A 16918-nucleotide genomic window follows, 5' to 3' on the forward strand; every position below is an offset into this window, starting at 1 on the left:
ATCATGGCGCATGCCGCTCCGTGGTGCGCGTGGACGCGCCCCACGGTGCACGATCGTGTCGCCTGCGATCCTCGCGATGGTGACCCCCTGCCGATATCGTGTGCCCATGCCCGGCCCGTCCACCGCCTCGCCCGCACCGGCCACGCCGCCGGGACCGCAGCTCACTGTCCGCCGGCTGGTGCTGCTGTCGATCCCGGCGATTCTCATCGGCGTCCTGTCAGCGCTCTCGCTGCGCGCCGTCGACCTCCTCGCCGATCAGCTCGACGACGGGCTCTGGACGAACCTGCCGAAGTCGCTGGGTATCGCGTCGGACTCGCCATGGTGGATCTTCGCCGTGCTGACGTTCACCGGAATCGCGGTCGGGCTGGTGGTGTGGCTCGTACCCGGCCACGCCGGCCCCGACTCGGCGACGACCGAGCTCGCGGCAACGCCGCTCCAGCTGTCGGTGCTGCCCGGGCTCGCGGTCGTCGTCATCCTCAGCCTCGCCGGCGGCGTCAGTCTCGGCCCCGAGAACCCGATCATCGCCATCAACGTCTCCCTGGCAGTGGCGATCATCGCCCGGATCTCGAAGGCCGTGCCGCCCGCCCTCATCGGCGCGCTGGCCATCTCGGCGACGATCGGTGCGCTGTTCGGCACGCCCGTCGCGGCGGCGCTCGTCTTCACCGGCATGGTCGGCGAGTTCAAGATGGGCGGCTCGCTGTGGGACAAGCTCTTTCTCCCGCTTGTCGCCGCAGGCGCCGGGTCCGTCACGACCTACCTTCTCGGCGGCGGTTTCGGAGCGCAGTCTCCGTTCGACCCGTACGGCAGCCCGCAGCCGTTCGATCTGCTCACCGGGTCGCTCATCGCGTGCGGCGCGGCCGCCTTCGGCCTCGTCGGCATCTATCTCTTCCCGCTGGTGCACCGCGCGTTCCACGCGCTGCGGCATCCACTGCTCTTCACCGCGCTCGGGGGCGTGGTGCTGGGCCTGCTGGGCGCGATCGGCGGACCGATCACCCTGTTCAAGGGCCTCGACCAGAGCGCAGAGCTGCTCGCCGACCCCGACGCCTACCCGCCCGGACAGCTCACGATCATCCTGCTCGTCAAGATGGCGGCGCTCGTGGTGGCGGCCTCGGCGGGATTCCGCGGCGGTCGCATCTTCCCCGCGGTCTTCCTCGGCGTGGCGGCGGGCCTGCTGGGCGGCGCGCTCCTCCCCGGGCTCCCGCTCTCACTCGCGGTGGCGTGCGGCATCCTCGGCGTCGTCCTGGCGATCGCGCGCGACGGCTGGGTCGCGCTCTTCGTGGCCGTCGCCCTCGTGGACGACATCACGGTGCTGCCGATGCTCTGCATCATCGTTCTGCCCACATGGCTGGTCGTGACGCGGGCGCGCGACATGCTCATCACGCCCGACGACCTCGCGCGCGAGCGCACGCCCGCCCGCCTCCCCTGGGAGCAGGCGGCCTCAGTCCGCTGACGCCGCCTGCCGCGAGTCCTGCTGCAGCGCCCCCGCATTGCGGATGAACAGCACGATCCACGTGAACACCAGGATGCCCGCCACCAGTTCCACGGCGGTCAGCGTGTAGTAGCCGATGAAGAAGAAGACCGCGAGCAGCAGGGTGACCGCGAGGAAGAGCCAGCCGAGGACGACGAAGGCCCGCGAGATGCCGGTGATCCACTTCGGAAGCGCGATGACGAGCACGCCGAACGCCGCGACCATGCCCGACGCGACGCCGGTGTGCAGCGCGAAGAACTGGTCCACCGGGAACACGCCCACGAGCCCCAGGAACACGCCGAGCACGATGAGGGTCACGCGCACGCGCCCGATCCCCTTAGGGTTCTCCGTCGGGATGCCGCGCGTCGAGTAGCGGGCGAGCGTCGTCACGAGGAAGCCGGCGACGATGATCGTGATGTTGAACGCGAAGGCCGAGACGTTCGACGACATGCCGAGGGCGCTGAGGTTGTCCTTCCACCAGTCCGGGTCGCTCGCGGTCAGCATGCTGGCGAGGACGCCGAACACCAGGAACACGGCGAGCACCACTGCCAGCAGCTGCAGGTCCATGTGCGTGGCGGAGTAGAACGCGAGATCGCCGGTCATCGCGGCGGTGGCGCCCGCAAGCAGCAGCACCGGCAGCGCGAAGACCGTCGCGCCGATGAAGGCCTGCTCGAGGATGACCGCGAGCAGCGTCCATCCGAGCAGCGCGATCACGCCGTGCGCGAAGGCGAGGGCCGCGACGTCGATGTAGTCCAGCACGCGCAGGCGGTCGCCTCCTTCATGACGGTGCACGACGATCCGGCCCGCGATCACAGCCAGGAAGGCGACGACGCCCGAGGCGATCGCCGCGAACTGGCCGACCGAGCCGGGTCCCGAGATCGGCGCGGCCTCGAACTGGAACGCGATCAGGGAGACGAGGGCGACGAGGACGAACGAGACCGCGCCGACGCCGAGGGCGAGCGACTCGAGCGATCGCTCACTCGATGCGTCGAACACTCCCCCGCTCCGGCGGGGCGAGGCAGGCTGCCCGGGGGCGGGTCGATCGAGAGAGGTCTGGGTCATCGGGGGCTCCGGGAGGACTCGAGTGGTGCGGGCGAGAGGTGGGTCAGGAATCGGAGAGTGATTCACGGGCGGCGGACGCGGGAGTGGCCGTGCGGTCTCCGGACAGCCACCGCAGCCATAGTGAGCCAGGGTCGCCCTCGAGCACCAGCGTCCTGACGAACAACGTCAGCGGGATCGAGAGGATCGCACCCAGCGGGCCGATCACGAACGTCCAGAACACGACCGAGAAGAAGCTCAGCGTGAGACTGAGGTCGACCGCGTCGCTCACGAACTTCGGTTGCACGAGCACCTGCAGCACCACGTTGACGACGCAGTAGATCGCGATGACCGCGAGGAACATCGGCCAGCCGCCGACGACGAACGCGAGGACGGCCGGCGGGATGAGGCCGAGGACGAACCCGATGTTGGGGATGAAGTTCGTCACGAACGCGAGCACCGCCCACACGATCGGCGCGGGAACGCCGAGGGCCCACAGCGCCAGGCCGTCGATGATCGCGACGATCGCGCCGAACGACGCATTGACGACGTAGTACCGGCGGACACCGGTGTTGAGGCGTCCGATCCGGGCGAGGACCGGGCGGCGGCCGGCGCCGAAGACCCGCTCCGCGTCGCGGTACCGCGCCGCGTCGGCCGCCGTGAAGATGATGTAGGAGACGACGAAGAAGAGGGCCGTGACCACCCCGATCACCGTGCCCCCGATGCTCCCCACGAGTCCCAGCAGCGCCTTGGGGTCGAGCACCGAGGCCGCAGCATCCGTCGCCTGCTGATCCAGGCCGGCGGACTGCAGCCACGCGAGGACGTCATCGAGGCTGCCGCGCAGCTGGTCGAGGTAGTCCGACACGAGGCCCGCGAACTGCACGCCGGCGACCCACAGCAGCACGCCCATGACCGCAAGCACCAGGTAGGCGAGCAGGATGACAGCGGTCGTACCCGCCCAGCGAGGCCAGCCGCGGCGCTCGAGCGGACGACGGACGGGCTCGCAGATCACGACGAGGACGATGGCGAGCGCCAGCGGCCCGATCAGGCTCCGCGCGAAGTACACGCCGGCGAGCACGATCACGCTGGCGGCCAGCACGAGGAGCACACGCAGGCCCGGCGAGATCGCAGGGGGTGTTGCGGGCTGCGCGGCGCGGGTCACGGCGCCAGGGTACCGCTCTTCCCGCCCGGTGCTGCTCAGTGCCACACTGGGCCCATGTCTCCGATCGACGCCTCGCCCATCGGCCGCACGTGGGCCCCTCTGCCGTCGTACGCCGACCACATCGCCGATGGCCGCGCCGCCCGCGAACACACTCCCCGGGAGTCGCTCGCCGAGCTGCCGACGAACGACCGCGACCCGATGGCGATCCTCGACGCACAGGACGCGGACCGGGTTCCCGAGCTCGTGCCGGTGCGCACCGAGCGCATGGCCGCGAGCGCCTTCGCCTTCTACCGCGGGACGGCCGCCCTGATGGCCGCGGACCTCTCGCGATCGCCCACCAGCGGAGTGAGCGTCGGGTCCTGCGGCGACGCGCACGTGTCGAACTTCGGCCTGTACGCGTCACCGCAGCGCACCCTCGTGTTCGACCTCAACGACTTCGACGAGTCCGCCTGGGCGCCGTGGGAGTGGGACGTGAAGCGCCTGGTCACCAGCATCGTCATCGCCGGGCAATCGACCGGGCGCGCCGACTCCGTCGTGCGTGAGGCATCGCTGGACGCGGTGCGCGTCTATGCGCGTGCGATCGGCACCGGCGCCAAGCGCAGCCCGCTGAAGCGCTACTACGACCGCTTCGACGCCATGGCCGCCGAGCGAGCCGTGGACGCCGACACCCGCGCCGCCATCGACTCCGCGATCAAGGAGGCCGAGAAGCGCACCGGCGCCCGCGCGGCGAAGAAGATGACTCAGGTCGACGCAGAGGGCAGGGTCGTCTTCGTCGAGGCGCCGCCGACGATGACCCACATCGACGCCCAGTCGGAGGAGCGGGTCCTCGGCGTCTTCGACCAGTACGTGCAGTCGGCCAACATCGACATCCGCGCGCTGCTGCAGAAGTACCGCATGTCGGACATCGCCCTGCGCGTCGTGGGGGTGGGCAGCGTCGGCACACGCTGCTTCGTGATCTCGATGCAGGACGGCGACGGCGGCGTGCTGCTGCTCCAGGGCAAGGAGGCGGGCAAGAGCGTGCTGATCCAGTACGGCAAGGCCGAGCAGCCGGACGTCGTCACGCGGTTCATCGACGAGTACGGCGACGGGGGCCGCGTGGTCGGCATGCAGCGCATCCTCCAGTCGGTGTCGGACCCCTTCCTCGGTTTCGTCCGCCGCACGACGTACGGCGCCCAGCGCGACTTCTATGTCCGTCAGTTCCGCGACAAGAAGGGCGGATTCGACATGGACGAGCTCGACGACTCCGCGTTCCTCTGGTACGCCGACGCGTGCGCGGCGACGCTGGCCCGGGCGCATGGCCAGTCCCCCGCTTCCGCGGCCGTGGCGGGCTACGTCGGCGGGGGCCGTGTGGCTGGCGAGGCGATCCTGGAGTGGGCGTACGCGTACGCCGACCTCTCACGCGCCGACTGGCAGCTGTTCCGCACGCACCGCGGAGTCGACGCGGCGAGCTGAGGTTCAGCGGCGGTTCTGCAGCCGCAGGCGCAGCGATGCGACGAGCATCTCGAGACCGATCTCGAAGGCGGCGTCGCTGCGCTCGGCGCCGTGCGCGGCATCCGTGATCAGTCGTCCGAGCGTCGCGGTGGGCACGGTCGGCTGCCAGATCTCGTCGGGCGACGCGAGGTCCAGGCCGAAGCCGATCGCATACGCGTCGACGATGGCGACGATGGCGAGCACCTCGTCGTCGGGCACGCCCGCGCCGACGAGCGCGGTGGCGAGCCGGTCGTAGCTGCCGATGACACCGGGATCGGTGATCGTCTTGCCGACGATGAGCGGCACGATCAGCGGGTGATCGGCATACAGGTGGCGCAGGCCCCGCACCGTCCCCGTCACGATCTCGTCCCACTCCCCCGTGATCGGATCGGGGAAGTACCGCGCGCCGAGCCGCGAGCGCATGAGCTCGATGATGGCGTCCTTGCCGTCGACGTGGTTGTACAGCGACGACGGCGTGACGCCGAGCTTGCGGGCGAGGGCGTTGACGCCGAACGTGTCGCCGGAGTCGGCGAGCTCGATCGCGGCGTCGGCGATGAGATCGACCGACAGCAGGTTCACGCGAGGACGCGGCATCCGTCTCCCTCCATCCCGGTCAGCCTAGCTTCGGCGGGTCCGCCGTCATCGGGGCTTCCCGGATCCGTCACACCCGTGCAACAATAAACGAATACCGTTCGTTTACCGGCCAGGCTGGCCGGGTGTCGCACACCGTCGTGCAGGAAACGACAGGAGGATCCCGTATGAACGACCTCACCGCTCGCGTGCCCCTGCGGTTCCCGACCGCAGCCGCGACTTTCGCCATCGGCATCGCCGGCTACCTCGGCGTCAACCTCTCGCCGTACATGATCCCCGCCCTGCAGACCGGGTTCGGCACGGACGTGCTCACCGCGAGCTGGATCGTCACCGCGACGCTGCTCGCCACCGCGGTCACCGGTCTCGCGACGGCGCCGCTGTGCGCCGGAGCGCATCGCCGCACGGTCGCGCGCATCGGCCTGGCGGCCGGGCTCCTCGGGTTCGCCGCGGCGGCACTCGTCCCGTCGGCGGGCATCGCGATCACCGGGCTCCTCGTCGGCGGCGTCGGCGCGGGCTGCGCGGTCGCCGCCGCCGGCGCCGCCCTCGCCGCGTTCCGCAACCCGGATCGCGTCGCGGGCTTCAACGGCCTCGCGAACCGCGGGGTCATCACCATCGTGCTCGCGGTGATCCCGCTGATCGGCCTCGCACCGCTCGACGTCTTCGGCGCCCTCGCGCTGTTCTGCCTCATCGGCCTGGTGGCGGTCGGCTGGCTTCCGGTGGCGCCCGTCATCGACCCGCAGGCGGCCGCGGCGGTGCCCGAAGCCATGCCGGTCACGATCCCCGAGACGGGGGTCGTGCGGAGCGTCCGCGCACGCTCGGCGTCGCGCACCGTCACGATGGCCGGCTTCGCGCTGCTGGTGACCTTCGCCCTGTGGGCGGCGAGCGAGGACTCGCTGTGGGCCATGGCCGGCGTCATGGGCGGCGAGCAGGCGGGACTCACCCCCGAGGGGCTGGGTCTCGCGCTGAGCGGTGCGACCGCGGGCGGGCTCGTGGGCTCCGTGCTGCTCATGGTCGTCGGCAACCGGCTCGGCCGCGCGGTCCCCCTCGTCGTGCTGCTCGTCGCCGGCGGTGCCCTGAAGATCGCGCTCGGCTTCGCGGGCGACCAGACGGCGTTCATCACGCTCTTCATCGTCTGGAACACCATCTACGCGATCGCCTTCATGTACTTCGTCTCCACCTCGGCCGCCCTCGACGCGGACGGCCGCTGGTCGGGCCCCCTGCTCGCGGTGTACCTCGTCGGGTCGGCGCTCACGCCGATCATCGGCGCGGCCCTCGTCGAAGCGTTCGGCTACCAGGGATTCACCGTCGTGCTGTGCGTGGCGAGCTTCGTGCTCGCGATCCCGGCGGCGATCGTCGCGGCGGTCTCGACGAGGGTGGAGAGAGATGCTGCGGCCCAGGCCGCTGTCGACACCGCTGCCGCAGAGACCGAGGAGCTCCACGCATGACCGCCACCATCTACACCGGAGGACGCATCTTCACCGCGGGCGCGGAGCCCTGGGCCGAGGCCCTCGTCGTCGCCGGCGACGGGGTCGTGTTCGCGGGCGATGCGGAGGGCGCCCGCGCCGCGGCGGGCACGGAGGCCGCCGTCGTCGACCTCGACGGCCGGCTGCTGCTCCCCGGATTCACCGACGCACACACGCACCTCGTGATGATGGGCGAGGCCCTCGGGCGGGTGGGGCTCACCGATGCCCGCACGCTCGCCGACATCCAGGAGCGCCTCCGTTCCGCGCGGGCGGCGCAGCCCGACGCCGCGCGCGTGCTGGGCCGCGGATGGCTGTTCGACTCGGTTCCCGGCGGCAGGCCCACGGCCGCCATGATCGACGCCGCGGTCGCGGACGTGCCGGTCTACCTCGACGCCAACGATTACCACTCGTGCTGGGTGAACTCGGCGGCTCTCGCCGAGCTCGGGATCACCCGTGACACCCCCGATCCCCTGGGCGGGCGCATCGGCCGCGACGCCGACGGCGAGCCCGACGGCATGCTGTACGAGACGGCCGCGCAGACGCACGTGTGGGCGTTCCTGGCGGACCAGACCGACGACACCGCCCGCGACGCCGCGGTCGAGCGCACGCTCGCCGCCTACGCCGCCACCGGCGTGACCGGAGCGGTCGACATGGCGTTCGACGACCTCGGACTCGCGGCGTTCCAGCGGGCAGCCGAGCGGCGCGGCGGGCACCTGCCGGTGCGCGTCGCCGCCCACTGGTTCGTCGAGAACACCGGCGACGAGGCGGCGAACCTCGCACAGGTGGCCCGGGCCGCCGAGCTCGCCGAGACGGTGCGCTCGCCCTGGCTGCGGATCGTCGGCATCAAGCTCGTGATCGACGGCGTCATCGATGCGTGCACCGCCGCGATGCGGCATCCGTATTCCAACGGCTCGAACGCGCAGCCGATCTGGTCGCTCGCCGACATCACGCCCGTCGTCGCCGCCGCCGACGCGGCGGGGCTGCAGGTCGCGCTGCACGCGATCGGCGATCTGGCCAGCGACATCGCCCTCGACGCGCTCGAGCACGCTGCCGAGGCGAACGGCGACCGCCCGCGTCGTCACCGCATCGAGCACCTCGAGTACGCCTCCCCTGGCACGGCCGAGCGCATGGCGCGACTCGGGGTGACGGCATCCATGCAGCCCGTGCACGCCGACCCGGCCATCTTCGACAACTGGGCCGCGATGCTCGGCGACGAGCGCGTCGACCGCGCGTTCGCGTGGCCCGAGTACGTCGACGCCGGCGCTCTGCTGGCCTTCTCGACCGACGCTCCCACCGCACCGCACGAGGCCCTCCCGAACATGTATATCGCGGCGACCCGCCGCTCCGCGCTCGACGACTCGTTCACCCCGCGGCACCCGCAGTTCGCGCTGCCCCTCGCCCAGGCGCTCGGACATGCGACGAGGGATGCTGCCGCCTCCGTGGGCGACGGCGCGACGCGCGGCCGGCTCGAGGCGGGGCTGGCCGCGGACTTCGCGATCATCGACGCCGACCCGTTCGCCGATGGTCCCGAGTCGCTGCTGACCGCCCGGGTCGTGCGCACTGTGGTGGCCGGCGCGACGAGGTACGACGCGGGAGTCCTCTGAGCGCTATCCGGTTTGCGGCGGGTGCGCGGCGAGCCACTCGTTCGCGACGCGCTTGGTCACCTTGAGCAGCCAGGCATCGGTGATGACCTCGCGCAGCTGCGCGAGATCGATGCGGTCGAGACGCACGAGCACGGCGGGGTAGCCGTCGAAGTGCGGGATGGTGAAGAACACGCCGGGGTAGGTCTCGAGCAGCGCCGCCTTGACCTGAGCGCCGTCCGTTCGCACGCCCACGACGTCGCCCGGCGGCCACTCGCGCCCGAGGGCCGCGAGCTGATCGAGGTCGCGGCCGCTCGGGCCGCGCTGCCACACGAAGAGGCCGGCGGGTGTGCGCCACCCCACCCCGCCGCGGTGTCCGTCGACGCGCTCGATCACGTCGGGGAACCCGAGCGCGATGGCGCGGACGTCGTCGAGAGTCGGCATGTGTCCATCATGTGACGGCTCAGCGTCCACCGCGAGATCCACCGGCTGTCCGGTTGACGTGTCCCGATAGGGTCGAAGGACTGTGCCCCGCGCTCCCGACGCGTGCGGGCGAGGAGGGGGTCCCACGCATGCCTGTATTCGATCGCCCGCGTCGCCGGATGCGCAGCTTCGTCGCCAGTCTCACGGCCGCGCTGCTGGCCACCACCGGAGCCGGCCTGGCCGGAGCGATCGATCCTCAGCCCGCGGCGGCCGCCTATCCCGAGTCCGTCAACCCCTTCGCGATCGCCGGCGGCTTCACGGTCTACGCCCGCGAAGATGCGCTGCTGCAGAACCAGGAGACCGAGGGCAGCATCGCGGTCGGCGGGACCGCCACGGTCCAGGGCAGCAGCGGGCAGTACACGATCATCCACGTCTCCGCCGGCACGGGGAACTACGATCTGCCGACGGTCGATGGCGACCCCACCCGGTTCCTCGTCGGCGAGTACAGCACCGCGAGCACCGGCATCCTCGCCATCACGAGCGCCGGCACGGCGGACCCGGCGCTGTGGGGCGACCTCAAGATGGTCGAGCGCGACCCCGAGTGGAAGGCGTTCACGCGCGCGGACTGGCTGCGCCTGAACCAGAACCCCTCCAACGCCGACCAGACCCCGCTGATCGACGCGACCCACCAGCAGTACCCGGCGGATGCTGCGCCCCCGTCCGGTGCGGCCGGCAACGGCAGCATCTACACGGCGAACACTTCCGACACCGCCGTCGCCGACTACGTCGAGGCGAACCGAGACGCGTCGTGGGAGGAGGCGTCGAGCTGCTTCGACGACATCGCCGACCCCACCACCGGCGTCGGCTACCCCGTCGGCGTGGCCGAGGACGCGGGCGACCGCGTCGTCCTCGAGGAGCTGAGCCCGGACCAGCCGAACATCGTGGACTACGCCGCGATCGCCGGTGCGTCGCTCATCCAGTTCTCCCCCGGGCCGACGCCCGGTGTGTCGAATCCGCTGGTCATCCGGGTGCCCGCCGGGACGACCGAGGTGATCGGTGCGCGGGCGGATCCGCAGGGCGCGCACTCCCCGTACATCGTGTGGGACCTCTCACAGCTGACCGGCGACGTCACCGTGACCGCCGGCCAGGCCCGCATCGACGGCTCGATCTACGCCCCGAACGCCTCGGTCACCGTGAACGCCGCGCCGCTCGACGGCCAGGTGATCGGTCAGAACGTCATCATCCAGGGCGGCGAGGTCCACTCGTTCCTGTTCGCCGGGGAGATCTCGTGCGACGACGCCAGCGGCACCTTCGTGGTGCGCAAGGCCCTGTCGGGCGGCATCCAGCCCGGTGATCTTCCCGCGGGGGCGACGTTCACCGTCAACTACCGCGCCGTGGACCCGGACGGCAACGTCACCGTCGGCTCACTCGAGGTACCGGCCGACGGCACTCCGGTCCCCGCGGGCGAACGGTTCCCGGCGGGCACGGAGATCACCTTCGAGGAGATCACGCCCGAGACCATCCCCGGCTGGGCATGGGGCGACGTCGAGATCGACCCGAACCCGCTGATCGTGGGCACCGGCACCGCCCAGGTGGTCGTCACGAACACGGCGACCCGGGTGACGGGCACCTTCAGCGTCTCGAAGTCGATCGATGATCCGTCGGGCGAACCTCCGGTCCTCGAGGGGACGGTGCCCGTGACGTGGATCGCCCGATACGGCGGCGAGCAGATCGGCACCGGCACGATGAACGTGCCTTTCACCGGCACGCCCGTCGTCCCGGTCGACGGGAACGGCGCCCCGATCGCCTTCCCGGTGGGCACCCGCATCATCCTCACCGAGAACCTCGACGGCATCGATCCGCCGCCGGGGTACGACTGGAGCGGCATCGGGTGGAACCCCGGGCGCTCGTTCGTGATCACCGAGGCCGGCACGACGGTGGAGGTCGAGCTGACGAACCTCGTCACTCCGACCGACGATGGCCGCACGATCACGATCGTCAAGTCCGCGACCGGCTCGGCCGCGGACCCGCGGTTCGGCTACGAGGTCACCTACAACACGAACCCCGCCCCTGAGCGGGCGACCCTTCCCCTGCCGGTGGGTGAGCCCCAGCTGATCGAGGACCTCGAGACGGGCGCCGAGACGCTGGAGCTGGCCGAGCTTGCGCCGACGTTCGAGGGTGACACCGTGGCGAACGTCGACGATTGGGTGCCGCCCGTCTTCAACGTCACGGTCGACGGCGTGACGACTCCATACCAGCCGGACGGCTTCGGGGACGTCGTGGACATCCCCCTTCCGCCCGACTCGGCTGCCGACATCGAGGTCGAGGTGACGAACGCGCTCAAGGAGGGCACCTTCACGATCTCGAAGGAGTTCGACGGCGTCCCGCCCGACCAGGTGCCCCCGGGCCTCGAGTTCACCGTCGCCTGGACGGCGTATTTCCCGACGACCGAGCCCGAGGACGTGATCCAGGAGGGCGTGCTGCGGGTCCCCGGCAACGGCGCGCCGGTCGGCCCCGTCGACGACGCGGGCGAGCCGCTGCTGTTCCCCTACGGCACCGTCGTGACGTATGAGGAGCAGGTCACGCCGACCATCCGGCACCTCTCCTGGCTCGGCGCCGCGTTCGACCTCGAACAGCTCACGATCGGCGTCGACGACCAGGCCGTGGTGCACGCGACGCTCACCAACGACGCGTCGCTCATCGAGGGAACGTTCCTCGTGCAGAAGAACATGGACGGCATCGATCCGGACGACCTCCTCGTCGACTCGTTCACGATCGACTACGTGGCGCACCTGCCGAGTCGCGACGTGCTGGTGGGCCGGTTCGAGCTGCCTGCCGACGGGACGCCGGCGGGTCCGGTCGACGGCCAAGGCGCCCCGATCTCCTTCCCGATCGGCACGATCGTCAATCTCCTCGAAGAGGAGCCCGACGCGTCCGCACTGCCCCCGGGCTACGAGTGGGGCGAGACGACGTGGAGCCCGGCGAGCTTCGTCGAGATCGGGCCCGGCGAGACGCCCCCCGTGCTCGAGGTCACGAACTCCGTCGTCGCGATGACCCGCTGGGCCGTCACGAAGGTCGTTGCGGGCGATGGCGGGTCGTCGGTCCCGGCGAGCACCACGTTCCCTGCCGACTGGTGGCTCGACGGCGTCGCCCAGCCCCGCATCGAGCTCGAGCCGAACGTCACGATCACGTCGCCGTACTTCCCCGTCGGCACGATCATCCAGGCGCGCGAAGCAGACCTGCCATCGATCCCTGGGGTCGACTGGGGGTCGCCGGTGTGGACGGTCGATGGCGAGGCCCTCGTCCCCGACGAGGACGGGAAGGTCACGCTGCCGATGTCAGAGGTGCGGACGCCCCAGACGGCGGAACTGACGCTCACGAACACGGCGTCCACTCGCCCGCTCCCGGCGACGGGTGGCGGAGGGCTCTCGCCCCTCGTCCCGCTCGGAGCCGTCGGCCTGATCGCCCTCGGCGTGCTTCTCGCCGCCCGACGCGCGCGACGCGTCTGACGCGCGACCGCGAACGCACGCGAAGAGGGAGGGGACGGCATCCGTCCCCCCCTCTTCGCTGAATCAGCCCGCCGGGCTCTCGTCGGGTTCGCTCTGCTGCGCGAGCGACGCGCGCGGACGCCATACGACGACCTCGGTCGCGCGGCGGACGCGCGTGCCGTGGCGCAGCGTCACGACCGCACCGGTCGATCCGGCCGCGAAGACGCGGGCGCCTGGCCGCTTCTCGAGTTCGGCGCGCATGCGGTCCTCGAGGTCGCGGACGCGGCTGTGGAGCTCCTGCACGCGGTTCTCGAGCTCGAGGATGCGCACGATCGCCGGGAGGCCGATGCCGTCCGACGACATGCGGGCGACTTCGCGCAGCTGCTCCACGTGGCGCAGCGAGTAGCGCCGCGATCCGCCCTGCGTGCGCGCGGGGACGACCAATCCGAGCCGGTCGTACTGACGCAGCGTCTGCGGGTGCATGCCCGACAGCTCGGCGGCGACGGCGATCGCGAAGATCGGGGCATCCTCGTCGATGTCGTGCTCGGTCATCTCGTCACCTCCTCGTCTCACTTCGCTCGCTCAACGACCGTGTACATCGGTCAGCCCTGCGCCTTGGCCATGAGGTCGGCGCGCGGGTTCTCCTTCGACTCGAGGCTCTGGAAGCGCTCGAGCGCTTCGCGCGCGGCCTCGTCGAGGTGGGACGGCACAGCCACCTGCACCTCGGCGAGGAGGTCGCCCGTGCCCTTGGCCGTCTCGACACCGCGGCCCTTGACGCGCAGCACGCGGCCGGACGGCGTGCCCGGGGCGACGCGCAGCCGCACCGGATCGCCGCCGAGCGTCGGCACCTCGATGGTGGCGCCGAGCGCAGCCTCGGTGAACGTCACGGGCACGGTGACGCGCAGGTTCAGCCCGTCGCGCGTGAACACCGGGTGCGGACGCACGGTGACCTGCACGACGATGTCGCCGTTCTCGCCGCCGTCGGGCGAGTGACGCCCGCGGCCGCGCAGCCGGATCTTCTGCCCGTCCGAGACGCCGGCGGGGATCTTCACCTTGAACGGCTTGCCGTCCTCGCCTGCCAGCGTGATGGTCTCACCCCTGGTCGCCGTGACGAAGTCGATCGTCGTGCGCGCCGTGACGTCGGCGCCGCGCGTCGGGCCGCCGAAGCCGCGGTAACCGCCGCGCGGCTGCCCGAAACGCCCGGAGCCGAAGCCGCTGCCGCCCTGCTGCTGGTTGAACATCGCGAAGATGTCGTCGAAGTCCTCGGCGCTCTGGTAGCGGGCACCGCGGCCCTGATTGAACATCGAGAAGACGTCCTCGAAGCCGCCGGCGCCGCCCGGGCCGCCCGACGTGAATCGAGCACCCGAGCCCATCGCGCGGATCTGGTCGTACTCCTTGCGCTGCTCCGCGTCGGAGAGCACCGAGTACGCCTCGCTGACCTCCTTGAACTTCGCCTCGGCGGCCGCGTCACCCTGGTTGGAGTCGGGGTGGTACTTCCGCGCGAGCTTGCGATACGTCTTCTTGAGGTCCGCCTCGCTGACGTCCTTCGAGACGCCGAGCACCGAGTAGAAGTCCTTGTCGAACCAGTCCTGACTGGCCATGGAGCCTCCTTCGGGCTACTCGGCGGGAACCGCGACGACGACCTTCGCCGGACGCAGTTCCACCGAGCCGAGGCGGTAGCCGATCTCGACGACCTCGACGATCGTGGTCTCGGTCGCGCCGGGCGTCGGCACCTGGAAGATCGCCTCGTGGTGCTGCGGATCGAACACCTCGCCGGGGGCACCGTACGTGGTGAGCCCGATGCGCTCGGCGACGCCGCGGAGCTTCTCGGCGATCGCCGCGAAGGCGGATCCCTGCTCCAGGTCGCCGTGCTTCTCGGCGCGGTCGAGGTCGTCGAGCACCGGGAGGATGCCCTTCGCGACCGCGCCCTGGGCGCGCTCGATCTCGACCTCGCGCTGCTCCTCGGTGCGGCGGCGGTAGTTGGCGTACTCGGCCTGCAGGCGCTTGAGGTCGTTCAGCAGCTGCGACTCGAGGTCGGCGAGGACGGCGTCCTCGGCCGCGGCGTCGGCGTTCTGCGCAGCGCCGAGGATGTCGTCGACAGTGAGCTCGTCGTCCTGCCCGTCCTGCGGCGCGGGGCCGGAGGCGTTCGCCTCCGACCCCACACCCTCAGGCCGGACCTCGTCGCCGTCGCCCGGTTCTTCGACCGGTTCCGGGTTGTGGTCCTTGTTCGCCATGGTTACTTCTTCTCGTCCTCTTCGTCCACGACCTCGGCGTCGACGACGTCCTCATCGGAGTCGGTCGGGGCCTGCCCGTCACCGGCGTCGCCGGCCGCAGCATCCGGAGCGGACTGCGAAGCCTGGCTCGAGGCGTAGATGGCCTCGCCGAGCTTGCCCTGGCTCTGGTTCAGCTTGTCGAACGCGGCCTTCACGGCGTCGTCGTCCTCGCCCGCGAGCGCGGTCTTGAGAGCATCGACGTCGCCCTGCACCTCGGTCTTCACCTCGGCGGGGAGCTTGTCCTCGTTCTCCTTGATGAGCTTCTCGATCGAGTACGAGAGGGTCTCGGCCTGGTTGCGCACCTCGGCCGCCTCGCGACGCTTCTTGTCGTCGGCGGCGTGCTCCTCGGCCTCGCGCACCATGCGCTCGATGTCGTCCTTCGGCAGCGACGAGCCGCCGGTGATCGTCATCGACTGCTCCTTGCCGGTGCCCTTGTCCTTGGCGGACACGTGCACGATGCCGTTCGCGTCGATGTCGAACGTGACCTCGATCTGCGGGATTCCGCGCGGAGCCGGAGCGATGCCGGTCAGCTCGAACGTGCCCAGCGGCTTGTTGTCGCGGGTGAACTCTCGCTCGCCCTGGAAGACCTGGATCGCGACCGACGGCTGGTTGTCGTCGGCGGTCGTGAAGGTCTCCGAGCGCTTCGTCGGGATGGCGGTGTTGCGCTCGATGAGCTTCGTCATGATGCCGCCCTTGGTCTCGATGCCGAGGCTCAGGGGGGTCACGTCGATGAGGAGGACGTCCTTGCGCTCGCCCTTGAGGACACCGGCCTGCAGGGCGGCGCCGACGGCGACGACCTCGTCCGGGTTCACGCCCTTGTTGGGCTCCTTGCCGGCTTCCTTCATCACGAGCTCGGACACGGCGGGCATGCGGGTCGAGCCGCCGACGAGCACGACGTGGTCGATGTCGCCGACCTTGATGCCGGCCTCGCGGATGACGTCCTCGAAAGGCTTCTTGGTGCGGTCGAGGAGGTCCTTGGTGAGATCCTCGAACTTGGCGCGCGTGATCGTCTCCGACAGCGACACGGGGCCCGAGTCGGTCAGCGACAGGTACGGCAGGTTGACCGAGGTGCTGGTCGACGAGGAGAGCTCCTTCTTCGCCTGCTCGGCGGCCTCCTTGAGGCGCTGCAGCGCGATCTTGTCGCCCGAGACGTCGACACCGGTGGTGTCCTTGAACTGCTTGATCAGGTAGTCGACGAGACGCTGGTCCCAGTCGTCGCCACCGAGGCGGTTGTCACCGGCGGTCGCACGCACCTGGATCGTCGAGAAGTCGTCGTCCTTGCCCACCTCGAGCAGGGAGACGTCGAACGTTCCGCCACCGAGGTCGAAGACGAGGATGAGCTCGTCCTCCTTGCCCTTGTCGAGGCCGTAGGCCAGGGCGGCCGCGGTGGGCTCGTTGATGATGCGCAGGACGTTGAGGCCCGAGATCTCGCCGGCCTCCTTCGTGGCCTGGCGCTCGGCGTCGTTGAAGTACGCGGGAACGGTGATGACGGCGTCCGTCACGGTGTCACCGAGGTACTGCTCGGCGTCGCGCTTCAGCTTCTGGAGGATGCGCGCCGAGATCTCCTGCGGCGTCCAGCGCTTGCCGTCGACGTCGAAGCCCCAGTCGGTGCCCATGTGGCGCTTGACCGACGAGACGGTGCGGTCGACGTTGGTGACGGCCTGGCGCTTGGCGGTCTCGCCGACGAGCACCTCGCCGTCCTTGGTGTACGCGACGACCGACGGGGTGGTGCGGAAGCCTTCGGCGTTCGCGATGACCTTAGGCTCGCCGCCCTCGAGGACGCTCACGACCGAGTTGGTCGTACCGAGGTCGATTCCAACAGCACGTGCCATGTGTATCTCTCCTTCATATGGGCGCAGACGGATGCTGCCACCCGGGGTTACAGGGAAGTCTTCTCGCGGCTCACCATGAGGTTGAGTCGCGATGGCTCAACCATACGCCTGGGGTGCAGCATCCGTCAAA

13 protein-coding genes are annotated in these 16918 nt (G+C 70.6%); 5 read left to right on the top strand and 8 right to left on the bottom strand.

Annotated elements, in window-relative coordinates; genetic code table 11:
- Positions 1-106: 106 nt before the first annotated feature.
- Positions 107-1450, top strand: a complete 1344-nt coding sequence (locus Q9R33_RS17975) for an ion channel protein (RefSeq protein ID WP_056365950.1) — start codon at positions 107-109, stop codon at positions 1448-1450.
- Here the strand turns inward: Q9R33_RS17975 and Q9R33_RS17980 are convergent.
- Both Q9R33_RS17980 and Q9R33_RS17985 read right to left on the bottom strand, forming a co-directional pair.
- Positions 1439-2530 (bottom strand): DUF998 domain-containing protein, encoded by a 1092-nt coding sequence (locus Q9R33_RS17980; protein WP_311294601.1) that lies wholly within the window; start codon positions 2528-2530, stop codon positions 1439-1441. The two genes, Q9R33_RS17975 and Q9R33_RS17980, sit on opposite strands and share 12 nt — an antisense overlap.
- 43 nt (positions 2531-2573) lie before the next feature.
- Positions 2574-3668 carry an AI-2E family transporter gene (locus Q9R33_RS17985; protein ID WP_311294602.1) on the bottom strand — a complete coding sequence of 365 codons (1095 nt, stop codon included), beginning with the start codon at positions 3666-3668 and terminating at the stop codon, positions 2574-2576.
- Positions 3669-3722: 54 nt separating this feature from the next.
- On the opposite strand from Q9R33_RS17985, the gene Q9R33_RS17990 reads away from it, so the two are divergent.
- Complete coding sequence (locus Q9R33_RS17990; RefSeq protein WP_311294603.1) at positions 3723-5120, top strand: DUF2252 domain-containing protein; 1398 nt, start codon at positions 3723-3725, stop codon at positions 5118-5120.
- A 3-nt stretch (positions 5121-5123) separates the two neighbouring features.
- Here Q9R33_RS17990 and Q9R33_RS17995 read toward each other — a convergent pair whose 3' ends face one another.
- Positions 5124-5732 carry a TetR/AcrR family transcriptional regulator C-terminal domain-containing protein gene (locus Q9R33_RS17995; RefSeq protein WP_311294604.1) on the bottom strand — a complete coding sequence of 203 codons (609 nt, stop codon included), beginning with the start codon at positions 5730-5732 and terminating at the stop codon, positions 5124-5126.
- 164 nt (positions 5733-5896) lie between these two features.
- On the opposite strand from Q9R33_RS17995, the gene Q9R33_RS18000 reads away from it, so the two are divergent.
- Together Q9R33_RS18000 and Q9R33_RS18005 are read left to right on the top strand one after the other, a co-directional pair.
- Positions 5897-7174 carry an MFS transporter gene (locus Q9R33_RS18000; RefSeq protein WP_311294605.1) on the top strand — a complete coding sequence of 426 codons (1278 nt, stop codon included), beginning with the start codon at positions 5897-5899 and terminating at the stop codon, positions 7172-7174.
- Entirely contained in the window at positions 7171-8796 is a 1626-nt protein-coding gene (locus Q9R33_RS18005; protein ID WP_311294606.1) for an amidohydrolase, read from the top strand. The genes Q9R33_RS18000 and Q9R33_RS18005 overlap by 4 nt, the downstream gene beginning before the upstream one ends.
- Before the next feature lie 3 nt (positions 8797-8799).
- On the opposite strand, the gene Q9R33_RS18010 is transcribed toward Q9R33_RS18005, so the two are convergent.
- On the bottom strand, positions 8800-9216 hold the full coding sequence (locus tag Q9R33_RS18010; RefSeq protein WP_311294607.1) for a hypothetical protein: 417 nt from the start codon (positions 9214-9216) through the stop codon (positions 8800-8802).
- A gap of 128 nt (positions 9217-9344) precedes the next feature.
- Between Q9R33_RS18010 and Q9R33_RS18015 the strand changes: the two genes are divergently transcribed.
- On the top strand, positions 9345-12704 hold the full coding sequence (locus Q9R33_RS18015; protein ID WP_311294608.1) for a DUF5979 domain-containing protein: 3360 nt from the start codon (positions 9345-9347) through the stop codon (positions 12702-12704).
- 63 nt (positions 12705-12767) lie between these two features.
- Here the strand turns inward: Q9R33_RS18015 and Q9R33_RS18020 are convergent, their stop codons facing one another.
- The 4 genes from Q9R33_RS18020 to dnaK are packed head-to-tail and all read right to left on the bottom strand — an operon-like array spanning position 12768 to position 16788.
- Positions 12768-13235, bottom strand: a complete 468-nt coding sequence (locus tag Q9R33_RS18020) for a heat shock protein transcriptional repressor HspR (RefSeq protein WP_310243905.1) — start codon at positions 13233-13235, stop codon at positions 12768-12770.
- Positions 13236-13285: 50 nt separating this feature from the next.
- A complete protein-coding gene (locus Q9R33_RS18025; RefSeq protein WP_311294609.1) occupies positions 13286-14284 on the bottom strand; it encodes a DnaJ C-terminal domain-containing protein in 999 nt (332 codons plus the stop codon).
- A 15-nt stretch (positions 14285-14299) separates the two neighbouring features.
- Positions 14300-14917 (bottom strand): nucleotide exchange factor GrpE, encoded by a 618-nt coding sequence (locus Q9R33_RS18030; RefSeq protein WP_310243909.1) that lies wholly within the window; start codon positions 14915-14917, stop codon positions 14300-14302.
- Between the two features lie 2 nt (positions 14918-14919).
- Entirely contained in the window at positions 14920-16788 is a 1869-nt protein-coding gene (gene dnaK / locus Q9R33_RS18035) for a molecular chaperone DnaK (RefSeq protein WP_310243911.1), read from the bottom strand.
- Positions 16789-16918 lie beyond the last annotated feature (130 nt).

It is taken from the genome of Microbacterium sp. PRC9 (assembly GCF_031844125.1).
Lineage (GTDB): Bacteria > Actinomycetota > Actinomycetes > Actinomycetales > Microbacteriaceae > Microbacterium.

Excerpts from the sequence above, each read along its gene's own strand:
- Q9R33_RS18010 (WP_311294607.1), bottom strand. The coding sequence starts at position 9,216 with ATGCCGACTCTCGACGACGTCCGCGCCATCGCGCTCGGGTTCCCCGAC.
- Q9R33_RS18015 (WP_311294608.1), top strand. The coding sequence starts at position 9,345 with ATGCCTGTATTCGATCGCCCGCGTCGCCGGATGCGCAGCTTCGTCGCC.
- Q9R33_RS18000 (WP_311294605.1), top strand. The coding sequence starts at position 5,897 with ATGAACGACCTCACCGCTCGCGTGCCCCTGCGGTTCCCGACCGCAGCC.
- Q9R33_RS18030 (WP_310243909.1), bottom strand. The coding sequence starts at position 14,917 with ATGGCGAACAAGGACCACAACCCGGAACCGGTCGAAGAACCGGGCGAC.
- Q9R33_RS17990 (WP_311294603.1), top strand. The coding sequence starts at position 3,723 with ATGTCTCCGATCGACGCCTCGCCCATCGGCCGCACGTGGGCCCCTCTG.
- dnaK (WP_310243911.1), bottom strand. The coding sequence starts at position 16,788 with ATGGCACGTGCTGTTGGAATCGACCTCGGTACGACCAACTCGGTCGTG.
- Q9R33_RS18005 (WP_311294606.1), top strand. The coding sequence starts at position 7,171 with ATGACCGCCACCATCTACACCGGAGGACGCATCTTCACCGCGGGCGCG.
- Q9R33_RS18020 (WP_310243905.1), bottom strand. The coding sequence starts at position 13,235 with ATGACCGAGCACGACATCGACGAGGATGCCCCGATCTTCGCGATCGCC.
- Q9R33_RS17980 (WP_311294601.1), bottom strand. The coding sequence starts at position 2,530 with ATGACCCAGACCTCTCTCGATCGACCCGCCCCCGGGCAGCCTGCCTCG.
- Q9R33_RS18025 (WP_311294609.1), bottom strand. The coding sequence starts at position 14,284 with ATGGCCAGTCAGGACTGGTTCGACAAGGACTTCTACTCGGTGCTCGGC.
- Q9R33_RS17975 (WP_056365950.1), top strand. The coding sequence starts at position 107 with ATGCCCGGCCCGTCCACCGCCTCGCCCGCACCGGCCACGCCGCCGGGA.
- Q9R33_RS17995 (WP_311294604.1), bottom strand. The coding sequence starts at position 5,732 with ATGCCGCGTCCTCGCGTGAACCTGCTGTCGGTCGATCTCATCGCCGAC.